Raw genomic sequence first — 13,249 nt, 5'->3', positions numbered from 1 at the left:
GGGAGCCCGGGGACTCCCCTCGCACCCCTGCCCCACCCGCCCCTCGGGCCCGACGACGGGCGCGCACCGTGGCCGCCACCGCTGCTGCAGCGCTGGTCGCCTCGTCGCTCGGCGCGGCGACCGTCGCGGTCGCGGCGCCCGGAACCCTGCTCTCGCAGGGCGCGCTCACCGCCGCGTCGAGCTCCGAGTCGGGCGGCCTCGGCCCACGGTTCGCCGTCGACGGCGACCGCTCCACCCGCTGGGCGAGCCAGCCGGGCGACGACCAGTGGCTCCGGGTCGACCTGGGCGAGTCCCACGACCTGGAGCGCATCGACCTCGACTGGGAGGCTGCGTACGGCAAGGCGTTCACGCTCCAGGTGTCCGACGACGGCCAGACGTGGAGCACGGTCGCGACCGTGACGGACGGGAACGGCAGCGACCAGTCGTACGACGTCGACACCTCCGGACGCTACGTCCAGCTCGTCGGCACGCAGCGCGGGACCCAGTACGGGTACTCGGTATTCGAGCTCCAGGTGTTCGGCGACGGCGAGGCCACCGACCCGGTGGACCCGCCCGAGTGGGACGACGAGGTCACGCACCACGAGTTCCAGGCGAACTGCTCGTTCTCGCACTTCGCTCCCGACGACCCGATCGTCTTCCCCGGCGAGCCGGGCAGGTCGCACATGCACACGTTCGTCGGCAACGACGCGACCGATGCCTTCTCCACGTCCGAGTCGCTGCTCGCGAGCGACGAGTCGTCGTGCACGGTCCCGCAGGACCACTCCGCCTACTGGTTCCCGACCCTGTACAAGGGCGACGAGCGCATCGCCCCGGACATCCCGATGACGATCTACTACAAGTCGGGCATCGACGACTACACCAAGGTCCAGCCCTTCCCGGCCGGCATCGAGCTCATCGCCGGCAACATGATGGCCACCGAGGAGGACTTCCGCACGGCCCCCGGCGCTGTCGAGGGCTTCGAGTGCGGCGAGATCTCCAAGAGCTGGTCCATCCCCGACTACTGCGACCCGGGCACCCAGCTCAACGTCCGCTACCAGGCGCCGAGCTGCTGGGACGGGGTCCACCTCAAGAGCGGCATGATGCAGACCCACATGGCCTACCCCGTCGACGGCCAGTGCCCCCTGTCGCACCCCGTCGCCGTCCCGATGCTCGAGTTCAAGATCGCCTGGCCGGTCAGCGGCGACCTCACGGACGTGCACCTGGCGAGCGGGTCGGACCAGTCGTGGCACTACGACTTCGTCAACGCCTGGGAGCCCGAGGTCCTCGACCGGCTCGTGGAGCAGTGCATCAACGGCGGTCTGCAGTGCAACCCCCGCGGGTACGACCTCTACAAGCCCCACCGCGGCACCGTCCTCGACGAGAACTACGAGCTCGTCGACTGACCCAGCACGACCCTCCACCGGTACGGCGCCGGGCCGCCTGACGACCAGGCCCCGGCGCCGCACCGCGGGCACGCGTGTGCCCGGAACCGGCCGGACGGCGATCCCCACGACCGTCCCGACACGAAGAAGGCAGGACAATGGATCTCAGCACGATTCCGAGACGCCGTCTGGTCTCGCTCGCCGCCGCGCTCACCGCGGCGTGCGTGGCGACGCCGATGGTGGCCATCGCAGCACCGGGGGACGACGAGCCCGTCAACCTCTCCCGGGGGAAGGCCGCCACCGCGTCGAGCGTGCAGGGCGACTACGCCGCCGCGCGCGCCGTGGACGGCGACCTCGACACGCGGTGGAGCAGCGAGTTCTCCGACGGCCAGTGGTTGCAGGTCGACCTCGGCCAGGTCTCGACCCTCTCCTCGGTCACGCTGACGTGGGAGGCCGCGTACGGCAAGGGCTTCCGGATCGAGGCGTCCGACGACGGCACCACCTGGCGCACGCTGAGCACCGTCACCGACGGTGCCGGCGGCGAGCAGTCGATCGAGGTCGACGGGACGGGTCGGTACGTCCGTGTCCTGGGCACGGAGCGCGGGACGGGCTACGGCTACTCGCTCTGGGAGCTCGAGGTGTTCGGCACCGTCGGCGCCGACGGCGAGCCCGACGACGAACCCGGTGACGGCGGTGACGACGACGGCGGTCAGCCCGACGAGGACTGCGACGCGAACGCCGCGCTCGGCGCGACGGCCACGGCCTCGTCGGCCGAGGGGGCGTACTCCGCCGCCCTGGCCGTGGACGGCAAGGCCGACACCCGCTGGGGCAGCGAGTTCTCCGACGCCCAGTGGATCCAGGTGGACCTCGGGTCCGTGCAGGACCTCTGCGGTGTCGAGCTCGACTGGGAGGGCGCGTACGGCAAGGGCTTCACGATCGAGGCGTCCGACGACGGCGACACCTGGAGCACCGTGCGCACGGTCACGGACGGGGCCGGCGGGAAGCAGGCGCTCGACGTCGACGGCTCGGGCCGCTACGTCCGGCTCGTCGGTTCGCAGCGCGGCACCGGGTACGGCTACTCGCTCTGGGAGCTGAGGGTGCTCACGAACGGTTCGACCGACCCGGGGGACCCGACCGATCCCACCGACCCCGGTGCGGAGATCGACGGCGGTGGTGACCTGGGTCCGAACGTGCACGTGTTCGGGCCGGACACCCCGGTCGACCAGATCCAGGCCTCGCTGGACGAGGCGTACGCCGAGCAGGAGACGAACCAGTTCGGCCAGCGACGCGACCAGTTCCTGTTCGAGCCCGGCACCTACCCCGTGCACGCGAACGTCGGGTTCAACACCTCGGTCAACGGCCTCGGCCAGAACCCGGACGACGTCAACATCACCGGCGGGATCTGGGCCGACGCGGAGTGGTTCGAGGGCAACGCGACGCAGAACTTCTGGCGCTCCGTCGAGAACCTCGCGGTCACCCCGACCGGCGGCGACATGCGCTGGGCGGTCTCCCAGGCCGCTCCCATGCGCCGGGTCCACGTCAAGGGCAACATGATGCTGCACTCCTCGCGCTACGGCTGGGCGTCGGGCGGATACATCGCCGACTCCGTCGTCGACGGCCAGGTCCGCGGCTACACCCAGCAGCAGTGGTACACCCGCGACTCGACGCTGACCGGTGGCTGGGACGGCACCCTGTGGAACATGGTGTTCTCCGGCACCGAGAACGCCCCGGCGACCTCGTTCCCCGAGCCCGCCGTGACCACGCTCGCGACCACCGGGGTCATCCGCGAGAAGCCCTACCTCTACCTCGACGGCGACGACTACGCCGTCTTCGTCCCCGAGCTGCGCGACGGCACCCGCGGCGCCACGTGGAAGAACGGGTCCACGCCGGGCTCCTCGATCCCGCTCGACGAGTTCTACGTCGCCCAGCCCGGCGACAGCGCCGACCGCATCAACGCCGCGCTCGACCAGGGGCTGCACCTGCTGCTCACCCCGGGCATCTACCACCTCGACGAGACCATCGAGGTGAACAACCCGGACACCGTCGTGCTCGGCCTCGGCTACGCGACCATCGTCCCCGACGCCGGCCAGACCGCCATGCGGGTCGGCGACGTCGACGGCGTCAAGGTCGCCAGCATCCTGTTCGACGCTGGCGAGACGAAGTCCCCGACGATGCTCACCGTCGGCACCGAGGGCTCGACGGCAGACCACGCCGACGACCCGATCTCCATCCAGGACGTGTTCGTGCGCGTCGGCGGCGCGGTCGCCGGCAAGGTCGGCAGCGCGATCGTCATCAACGCCGACGACACGATCATCGACCACATCTGGTCGTGGCGCGGAGACCACGGCGCCGGGATCGGCTGGAACGTCAACACCGCCGACTACGGCCTCGTGGTGAACGGGGACGACGTCGACGCCTACGGACTCTTCGTCGAGCACTACCAGAAGTACAACACCCTGTGGAACGGTGAGAACGGACGCACGATCTTCTACCAGAACGAGCTCCCCTACGACCCGCCCAGCGTCGAGGACTGGACCCACGACGGCATCCGCGGCTACGCCGCCTACAAGGTCACCGACGACGTCACCCAGCACGAGGCATGGGGCCTGGGCTCCTACTGCGTCTTCACCACGGACGCCTCGATCACCGTCGACAACGGCTTCGAGGTCCCGGACGTGCCGGGCGTGAGGATGCACTCCCTCCTCACCGTCTCCCTCGGCGGCGCGGGTACCTACGCCCACGTCATCAACGGCACCGGCCCGCAGGCCAGCGGCACCGAGACCGTCCCCGCCAAGGTGGTGAGCTACCCGTGATCCCCTGGTAACCCACCGAGCCGCCACGACAGTCACGAGATGCGGGTCGTCGCCGTCACCGACACCGGTCGACGGGCACGACCCGCATCTCGTCGCAAGCGCCGCCACGCGACGACGGGGAGCGACGCGACGTCACGCGACGACGAAGGCCGACGGCGGAGCGAGGGTGGGGCGGGTCGTGGCGGGCCTGGCGGGAGCCCGCGAGGACCGAGCGGGCGGATGGTAGACCCGCCCCACCCTCGCTCCGCCGGCGGCCGAACGCAGCCGCCCGGCCGCCGGCACCCCGCACCCGGCACCCATCAGCGAGCAGGCGTCTCCACGACCTGCCCCGCCCACGCGAACCCGCCGCCGAACCCGAACAGCAGCGCCGGGGCACCCGCCGGGATCCTGCCCGCGTGCCACCACTTGGACAGCCCGAGTGGGATGGACGCGGCCGACGTGTTCCCGGACTCGACGATGTCCGTCACGACCACGCGGTCCTCCAGGCCCAGCGCCTTCGCGAGCGGCTCGATGATGCGCAGGTTCGCCTGGTGCGCGACGAGCACCTCGACGTCCTCGAGCGCGATCCCGGAGCGTTCGACGACGATCCGAGCCCGCTCGGCAGCACGCGTGATGGCCCACTTGAACACCGCACGCCCGTCCTGGGCGAACTTCTCCCCGGGCGCCTCGATGAGGACGGCTGGTGTCAGGTCGGGCTCGGAGCCCCAGCTCACGGGCCCGACCCCGGGCTCGTCGCTCGCCTGGAGCACGACGGCACCGGCGCCGTCGGCGGTCAGGATGCACGTGCTGCGGTCGGTCCAGTCGGTGAACGCGGTGAGCTTCTCCGCGCCGACCACCACGGCGGTACGGGCCGACCCGGCCCGGATCGCCTGGTCGGCGAGCGCCACGGAGTGGGCGAACCCGGAGCACGCGGTGTTGACGTCGATCACCGCGGGGCCGACGACGCCGCGCAGGTCGAGCTCGGAGGCCTCCTCCGGCGTGGACTGACCGGGCATGACGCCGGTGCGCAGGTGGTAGGCGACCCGTCCCGCGGTGTTGGGCGAGCGGTCCTGCGCGGTCGTCGTGGCGACGATCACGAGGTCGACGTCGGCCGGTGCGACGCCCGCGTCGTCGAGGGCGTGCCGTGCGGCACCGACCGCCATGTCCGCGACGGTCGTCCCGTCGTCGGCGACGTGCCGGGTCACGATCCCTGTGCGGGACCGGATCCACTCGTCGTTGGTCTCGACGCGCTGCGCGATGTCGTCGTTGGTCAGCGTCTGCTCGGGCTGGTGGTGACCGAGGCCGACGATGCGCGATCCGGGCGCGCCGGTGGCTGGTGTGAGCATGGGTCCGATCATTCACCGTCGGGCCGGATCGTCCAAGCGGCACCGTGCCGGCTCTCGTCCGGTCCGGTGTTCACCCGGGCCCTGTCACCCGCCCCGCCGCGCACCCGAGCGCGTGCGCGCGGCACCTGCCGCGCGCGGCGTGGTGGCTCTACCCTGGCCTCGTGCCCTCCCCCACCCTGAGCGACGTCGCTCGCGAGGCCGGGGTCTCGCTCGCCACGGCCTCGCGCGCGTTCAACGGAAGTGCCACCCGCACGGTCCGTCCCGAGCTGCGCGACCGTGTCCGGGACGCCGCGGCACGGCTCGGTTACACGCCGGACGCGAACGCGCAGGCGATGGCGCGCGGCCGGTCGAGCGCGCTCGGCCTCGTGGTCCACGACATCGCGGACCCGTACTTCTCGTCGGTGGCCGCGGGTCTGGGCGAGGCCGCCGAGGCGGAGGGCCTGGTCGTCACCCTCGCCTCGACCCGCACCGATCCCGTGCGCGAGGTCGAGGTCGTCGAGCTGCTCTCCCGACAGCGCGCGCGGGCGATCGTCCTCGCGGGCGGCCGGCTGGACGGAGGGCGGTCGGACGCCGTCCTGACGGCCGCGCTGACACGGTACGTCGACGGCGGGGGGAGGGTCGCGACGGTCGGGCAGCCGCTCGGCGACCTGCCGTGCGTGCGCATCGCCAACCGTGACGGCGCCCGGGACCTCGCCGCGGCGCTGTGCGGGCTCGGGTACCGGGACGTCGTCGTGCTGCGTGGCCCGGTGGGCCACCAGACCGCCGACGAGCGGACGCAGGGCCTGCTGGAGGGCTTCGCCGCGCACGGCGTCGAGGTGCCGGGCGAGCGGGTCGTCACAGGCGACTTCACGCGTGACGGCGGGTACGGTGCGGCGACCGGCGTCCTGCCGGTGCTCCGTGGGCGACCGGGCACGGCCGTGGTCGCCGTCAACGACGTCATGGCCGTCGGCGCCATGGCCGCGCTGCGCGACGGCGGCCTCGACGTCCCGGCAGAGGTCGCGGTGGCCGGGTTCGACGACATCGCGACGCTGCGCGACGTCGTCCCGGGGCTGACGACGGTCCGCCTCCCCCTCCAGGAGATCGGTGCGGCCGCGGCGCGGCTCGCGCTCGCCGACGACCCAGCCCAGCAGGTGGTCGTGCGCGGCGAGGTCGTCGTCCGTGCCTCGACACCGCCCCGTCCATGACCGGGTGCGCGACCCGCTGCCCTGCTAGACGCTGGCCGCGACCCCGGGTAGAGTGTGGGAAAGCGCATTCCGCGGCGAACCGCGGAGCCCGCCAGCCCGGCGCACGACCGGACCGACGCAACGGAGCCGACATGACCACCACTCGAACCCTGCGGATCGCCATGAACGGCGTCACCGGCCGCATGGGCTATCGCCAGCACCTCGTCCGCTCGATCCTGCCGATCCGTGACCAGGGCGGCGTCGAGCTCCCCGACGGCACGCGCCTGCAGGTCGAGCCGGTCCTCGTGGGACGCAACGAGTCCAAGGTCCGCGAGCTCGCCGCGCGGCACGACGTCGAGCACTGGACCACCGACCTCGACGGAGCGATCGCCGACCCGAGCACCGACGTGGTCTTCGACGCCTCGATGACCTCCCTGCGCGCCAAGACGCTGACCAAGGCGATGCAGGCGGGCAAGCACGTCTACACCGAGAAGCCCACGGCCGAGACCCTCGCCGAGGCGATCGAGCTCGCGCGCCTGCGGGACGAGACCGGGGTCACGGCCGGCGTCGTGCACGACAAGCTCTACCTGCCCGGCCTGGTCAAGCTGCGCCGCCTCGTCGACGAGGGCTTCTTCGGCCGCATCCTGTCCCTGCGCGGCGAGTTCGGCTACTGGGTGTTCGAGGGCGAGCACCAGGCCGCGCAGCGCCCGAGCTGGAACTACCGCGCCCAGGACGGCGGCGGCATGACCACCGACATGTTCTGCCACTGGAACTACGTGCTCGAGGGCATCCTCGGCACCGTCAAGACCGTCTCGGCCCAGACCGCCACGCACATCCCGACCCGCTGGGACGAGAGCGGCGACGCGTACGACGCGACCGCCGACGACGCCGCCTACGGGATCTTCGGCATCGAGACACCCGGGGGCGACCCCGTCGTCGCGCAGATCAACTCCTCCTGGGCCGTGCGCGTGTACCGCGACGAGCTGGTCGAGTTCCAGGTCGACGGCACCCACGGCTCCGCGGTCGCAGGCCTGCGCAAGTGCGTCGCGCAGCAGCGTGCGCACACCCCGAAGCCCGTGTGGAACCCGGACCTGCCCGTCACCGAGCCGTTCCGCGACCAGTGGCTCGAGGTGCCCGCGAACGCCGACCTCGACAACGGGTTCAAGCTGCAGTGGGAGGAGTTCCTGCGCGACGTCCACGCCGGCCACCCGCACCGCTTCGACCTGCTCTCCGCCGCGCGCGGCGTCCAGCTCGCCGAGCTCGGCCTGCGCTCCTCGGCCGAGGGGCGCCGTCTCGACGTCCCGGAGATCTCGCTGTGAGCACTGCGACGACCGCGATCGCCTTCCCGGGTACCCGCGAGCTGCGCGACCGTGACGGGTCGGGCGTCGTCGTCCGGCTCCCGCGCTTCGGTGCGGACGGACGCGTGACCGGTACCGAGATCCGCGAGCTGCTCGTGCCCGGCCCCTGGACCGTGCCGTCGACACCGCCCACCTCGCGCGTCGCGTTCGCCGCGGCGCACGTGGTGCCGCACGTCGGCGCGGACAACACACCCGGCGAGCCCGCGAGCCTCGACTGGGACAGCACGCTCGCCTCCCGGCACCGGATCTGGGCGAACGGGCTGGGCGTCGCCGACGCGATGGACACCGCCCAGCGCGGCATCGGCCTCGACTGGGCGGCCACGCAGGAGCTCGTGCGGCGCTCCGCCGCCGAGGCGCGCTCCGTCGGCGGCCGGATCGCGTGCGGCGCGGGTACCGACCAGCTCGACCCGGCCGTCGTCGCCGGCTGGGAGCCGGGCGACCCCGCGGCGCTCGCCACGGTCGTCGACGCGTATCGCGAGCAGGTGCACGTCGTCCAGGACGCCGGCGCCCAGGTCGTGTTGATGGCGTCGCGCGCTCTCGCCCGTGCCGCCCGCTCGTCCGAGGACTACGCGCGCGTCTACGACGCCGTCCTCGCCGACGCGGACCGGCCCGTGATCATCCACTGGCTCGGGACGATGTTCGACCCGGCGCTCGCCGGCTACTGGGGCACCGGCGACGACGTCGCCGCCGCGACGGAGGTCTTCGTCGACCTGGTCAGCACGCACCAGGGCAGGGTCGACGGCGTGAAGGTCTCGCTGCTCGACGCCGGGCACGAGAAGGCGCTCCGCGCGCGGCTGGCGGCGCTCGACCCGGGCAGCGGTCCGGGTGCGCCGGGTCCGGTCCGCCTCTACACGGGCGACGACCTCAGCTACCCGGAGCTCGTGGTGGGCGACGGCATCGTCCACTCGGACGCGCTGCTCGGCATCTTCGCGGCGATCTACCCGGCGGCGTCGACGGCGCTGCAGGCGCTCGACGCCGGCCGCCCGGACCGCGCCCACGCCATCCTCGCGTCGACCGAGACGCTGGGGCGGCACGTCTTCGGGGCACCGACGTCGTCCTACAAGACGGGCATCGCGTTCCTCTCGTGGCTCAACGGCCACCAGCCCGGGTTCCAGATGGTCGGGGGCTTGCAGTCGGGCCGCTCGCTCACCCACCTGGTCGACCTCGTGCGGCTCGCCGACCGGTCCGGGGTCCTGCTCGACCCGGAGACCGCCGGCCGACGCCTCGCCTCGTTCCTCGCGGCGAACGGGGCCGACGCGTGAGCGCGCGCACCACGCTCCCGAACCGGCCGGGCGAGGGCGCCGACCTCGCACGCTGCTCGCTCAACACGGCGACCGTCAAGCGTGCGACCCTGCCCGAGGCGGTCGACGCCGCGGCGCGGGCCGGCTTCGGCGCCGTCGGGCTGTGGCGCGACCGGGTCCAGGAGACAGGCGTGCAGCGTGCCGCCTCGATCGTCGCCGACGCCGGTCTGCGCGTGTCGTCCCTGTGCCGCGGCGGGTTCCTCACGGCCGCTGACGACGCGGGGATCGCCTCGGCGCTGGACGACAACCGCCGCGCGATCGAGGAGTCCGCGACCCTCGGGACCCACGAGCTCGTGTTCGTCGTCGGAGGGCTGCCCGCCAGCGGGGTGCCGGGTGCCGGCCCACGGACCGACGCCGGCCCGGGTGACCGGGACCTCGTCGCGGCTCGTGGCCGCGTCGCCGATCGCATCGCCGACCTCGTGCCCTTCGCCGCCGACCACGGGGTGCGCATCGTGCTCGAGGCGCTGCACCCGATCTTCGCGGCGGACCGCGCGGTGATCTCGACGCTCGGCCAGGCGCTCGACCTCGCCGCGCCCTTCCACCCGGGCACGGTCGGCGTCGTCGTCGACACCTACCACGTCTGGTGGGACCCGGCCCTGCGCGAGGGCATCGCCCGCGCCGGCGCCGAGGGTCGCCTCGCGGGGTACCAGGTGTGCGACTGGTCCCTGCCGCTCGCGGACGACGCGCTGCTCTCCCGTGGCCACGTCGGTGACGGGTACGTCGACTTCCCGACGATCACCCGCTGGGTCGCCGACGCCGGGTACAGGGGCGACGTCGAGACCGAGATCTTCAACCAGTCGATCTGGGACGCCCCGTTCGACGAGACCGTCGCCCGCGTGGGCGAGGGGTACGCACGTCTGGTCCTCCCGTCCCTGGACACCCGGGACGACGGCTGACCGGCGGCCGGGGTGCCGACGACGGACCGTCACCCCGGCACCACGAAGGGCCTCGCGCGGGAGATCCTCCTCCTCTCGCGCGGTGCCCTTCGTGGTGGTGCGGTACGCGACAGGCTCAGGTCACCGTGCCGAGCTGCCACGGCACGAACTCCTCGCCGCCGACGTCGAGGTCCTCGCTCGTCGTCGGCTCCCCCGACGCGACCGCGAGGATCCGCGCGAAGATCTCGTCCCCCACCTCGTCGACCGTGGCGATCCCGTCCGCGATGCGGCCGCAGTCGATGTCGACGTCGTCCCCCTGCCGACGGTAGAGCTCGCTGTTGGTGCCGAGCTTGATCGTCGGCGCGGGCTTGGACCCGAACACCGACCCGCGACCGGTGGTGAAGCACACGACGGTCGCGCCGCCCGCGATGAGGCCGGTGACGGACACCGGGTCGTACCCGGGAGTGTCCATGAAGACGAAGCCGGGCGTCGTCATCGGCTCGGCGTACTCGTGCACCGCGGCGAGGTCCGCCCGCCCGCCCTTCGCGACGGCGCCGAGGGACTTCTCCAGGATCGTCGTCAGGCCACCGTCCTTGTTGCCCGGCGACGGGTTGTTGTCGAGCGTGCCGCCCCCGGCGGTCGCGTACTCCTGCCACCAGTCGAGCCGGTCGAGGAGCCGCTGGGCGACCTCGGGCCGCACGGCGCGGCGCGTCAGCAGGTGCTCGGCCCCGAAGACCTCGGGGGTCTCCGCGAGCGCCGAGGTGCCGCCGTACGCGACGAGCCGGTCCGAGGCCACGCCCAGCGCGGGGTTCGCCGTGATGCCCGAGTAGCCGTCCGAGCCCCCGCAGTTGAGGCCGAGGACGAGCTCGGACACGTCGGCGTCCTCGCGCGACCAGCGTCCGTCGATCTCGTCGAGCATCTCGCGCACGGCGGCGACGCCGGCGCGCACGGTGGCCCGGATGCCGCCGGTCTCCTGGATGGTCAGGGTCCGCACGACCGTGTCTGGCGAGATGTCCGCACCGCCGACGACCTGGTCGACGGCGAGCATCTCGCAGCCGAGGCCGAGCACGACGACGCCCGCGACGTTCGGGTGCGACGCGTACCCGCGCAGGGTGCGCAGGAGCGTCTGCGCCCCGGGCGACGTGGGCACGAGGCCGCACCCGCTGCCGTGCGTGAGCGCGACGACCCCGTCGACGTCGGGCCAGGCGTCGGTCGCGAACCCGCGGAACCGGTCCGCGATCATCCGCGCGGTGGTCGCGGAGCAGTTCACCGACGTGACGATGGCGACGTAGTTGCGCGTCCCGACGCGGCCGTTCGCGCGCCGGTACCCGCGGAAGGTCGGGCGCGGCCCCGCCGGAGCAGTCAGCTCGGTGTGCACCGTGGCGAGCTCGTGGTCGCGGTGCCCCGGGTCGAACCCGAGGTTGTGCACGTGCACGTGGTCGCCCGCGCGCACGGCCGTCGTCGCGAGGCCGATGACCTGCCCGTACTTGCGGACGGGTTCGCCCGCCGCCACGTCGTGCAGGGCGACCTTGTGTCCGCGCGGGACGGCGTCGCGCACCCCGACCGGCTCGACGCCGTCCGCCGCGACGGCCTCGCCCGGGACGAGGTCGCGCGTGGCGACGCCGACGCCGTCGCCGGCGGCCAGCAGGAGGAGCGCGGGCAGCGACCCCGCCGCCACCGGGGTCATCGGGCGCCCTCGAACGGGCGGGTCGCGTCGTCGGACCGGGCCGTGAGGACGAGGTCGGCGACGCGCACCGTCTCCCCGCTCCGGGCCGAGACGTTCGCGGCGAGGCCGACGGCCGTGGCGGCGACACCGTCGCCCAGGCCTGCGGCCCGACCCAGCGGGTCGGTCCCGGGACCCCGGAACAGGTCGCGCAGCATCACGGCGTCCCCGCCCCCGTGCGCACCCTCGCCCGCCGGGATCTCGACCTCGCGGGCCGCACCCCAGTGCGTCTGCACGACAAGACGGTCGCCGCGGTGCCGGACCGCGTCCGGGGTGGCGTCCTCGACCGCCGAGGGGTCGACGACGGGGCGCGCGCCCTCGCCCAGCACGATGGCCGCGCGTTCGACGACCTCGAGCTCCGCACGGCCGCGGGTCCCGGTCACCGAGACGCGGTACCCCTCCCAGGGACCGTACGCGGTCAGCGAGTAAGAGAGCATGGCTCCACCGCGGTATCCCACGAGCACGGCCATCGTGTCGTCGATCGTCACGCCCGGCGCGAACGGGTCCTGGTCGCGCCGGTATCCGTCGTGGCGCTCGGCCCCCTGGTAGAGGGCGGCCAGCCGAGGGTCGTCGGCGAGGTCGATGAGGAACGGGTCGTGCGAGCTGCCGGTGGGTGCGTGCTCGGCGCCGTAGAAGCGACGGCGCGCCTGCGCGCTGACCGTCGCGGGCTCGTCGTCGACCCACCAGTTCGCGAGGTCGAAGTGGTGGCTGGCCTTGTGCACCAGCAGCCCGCCGGAGCGATCCCGGTCGCGGTGCCAGCGACGGAAGTAGTCGGCACCGTGCACCGTGTCGAGCACCCACTCGAGGTGGACGGCGGTGACGTCGCCGATCTCGCCCGACGTGATCACCGCGCGCAGCGCGCTGTTGCGCGGCGAGTAGCGGTAGTTGAACGTCAGGACGAGCTCACGCCCGGTCTCGGCCACCGCGGCGGAGATCGCGCGGGCGCCGTCGACCGAGGTCGTCATCGGCTTCTCCAGCACCACGTCCGCACCGGCACGCAGGGCACGCACCACGAGGTCGGCGTGCTCGGCGTCCGGCGCGGTGACGATCACGCGGTCGATGGCGTGGTCGGCGATCATCCGTTCCAGCGCCGCCGGCTCGACGACGGCGATCGTGCGGCCCTGGTCCGTCCACCACACCGGAGCGTGTTCGGCGACGAACGCGTCGTAGTAGGCGACACGCTGCGGGTTCGGCTCGCACCACGCCACGATGCGCCCGACGTCGGCGTGCGGGCCGCACAGCGCCTCGACGTACATCTGGGCACGGTGGCCGGTTCCGACGACGGCGTATCGGGTGCGCTCGACACCTGCGGGGGCCATGTCCTGCTCCT

General features: G+C 73.1%; 9 protein-coding genes. 6 read left to right on the top strand and 3 right to left on the bottom strand.

Annotation, left to right across the window (positions count from 1 at the left end; translation table 11 throughout):
* The first annotated feature begins 68 nt into the window (after window positions 1-68).
* Together IF651_RS10135 and IF651_RS10130 are read left to right on the top strand one after the other, a co-directional pair.
* Window positions 69-1,382 carry a DUF1996 domain-containing protein gene (locus tag IF651_RS10135; protein WP_338403893.1) on the top strand — a complete coding sequence of 438 codons (1,314 nt, stop codon included), beginning with the start codon at window positions 69-71 and terminating at the stop codon, window positions 1,380-1,382.
* Between the two features lie 137 nt (window positions 1,383-1,519).
* A complete protein-coding gene (locus IF651_RS10130) occupies window positions 1,520-4,174 on the top strand; it encodes a discoidin domain-containing protein (protein ID WP_191828994.1) in 2,655 nt (884 codons plus the stop codon).
* Window positions 4,175-4,473: 299 nt separating this feature from the next.
* Here the strand turns inward: IF651_RS10130 and IF651_RS10125 are convergent, their stop codons facing one another.
* Window positions 4,474-5,499, bottom strand: coding sequence for a beta-ketoacyl-ACP synthase III (locus IF651_RS10125; RefSeq protein WP_191828993.1), 1,026 nt, complete (start codon window positions 5,497-5,499; stop codon window positions 4,474-4,476).
* A gap of 161 nt (window positions 5,500-5,660) precedes the next feature.
* On the opposite strand from IF651_RS10125, the gene IF651_RS10120 reads away from it, so the two are divergent.
* From IF651_RS10120 to IF651_RS10105, 4 genes are all read left to right on the top strand, one after another.
* Window positions 5,661-6,683 (top strand): substrate-binding domain-containing protein, encoded by a 1,023-nt coding sequence (locus tag IF651_RS10120; protein ID WP_191828992.1) that lies wholly within the window; start codon window positions 5,661-5,663, stop codon window positions 6,681-6,683.
* A gap of 131 nt (window positions 6,684-6,814) precedes the next feature.
* Complete coding sequence (locus IF651_RS10115) at window positions 6,815-7,981, top strand: Gfo/Idh/MocA family protein (RefSeq protein ID WP_191828991.1); 1,167 nt, start codon at window positions 6,815-6,817, stop codon at window positions 7,979-7,981.
* Between the two features lie 104 nt (window positions 7,982-8,085).
* Complete coding sequence (locus tag IF651_RS10110) at window positions 8,086-9,282, top strand: dihydrodipicolinate synthase family protein (protein ID WP_338403900.1); 1,197 nt, start codon at window positions 8,086-8,088, stop codon at window positions 9,280-9,282.
* Window positions 9,279-10,217: a TIM barrel protein gene (locus IF651_RS10105; RefSeq protein WP_191828990.1), complete on the top strand. Its 939-nt coding sequence runs from the start codon at window positions 9,279-9,281 to the stop codon at window positions 10,215-10,217. The genes IF651_RS10110 and IF651_RS10105 overlap by 4 nt, the downstream gene beginning before the upstream one ends.
* A 115-nt stretch (window positions 10,218-10,332) precedes the next feature.
* Here IF651_RS10105 and IF651_RS10100 read toward each other — a convergent pair whose 3' ends face one another.
* Window positions 10,333-11,883 (bottom strand): UxaA family hydrolase, encoded by a 1,551-nt coding sequence (locus IF651_RS10100; RefSeq protein WP_191828989.1) that lies wholly within the window; start codon window positions 11,881-11,883, stop codon window positions 10,333-10,335.
* Window positions 11,880-13,238, bottom strand: a complete 1,359-nt coding sequence (locus tag IF651_RS10095; protein WP_191828988.1) for a Gfo/Idh/MocA family protein — start codon at window positions 13,236-13,238, stop codon at window positions 11,880-11,882. Before IF651_RS10095 ends, IF651_RS10100 begins: the two co-directional genes overlap by 4 nt.
* Window positions 13,239-13,249 lie beyond the last annotated feature (11 nt).

The organism is Cellulosimicrobium arenosum, from assembly GCF_014837295.1.
In the GTDB taxonomy this organism is placed as follows: domain Bacteria; phylum Actinomycetota; class Actinomycetes; order Actinomycetales; family Cellulomonadaceae; genus Cellulosimicrobium; species Cellulosimicrobium arenosum.
The sequence above is the reverse complement of the archived record's forward strand: the minus strand, read 5'-3'. Positions and strand labels throughout refer to the sequence as shown.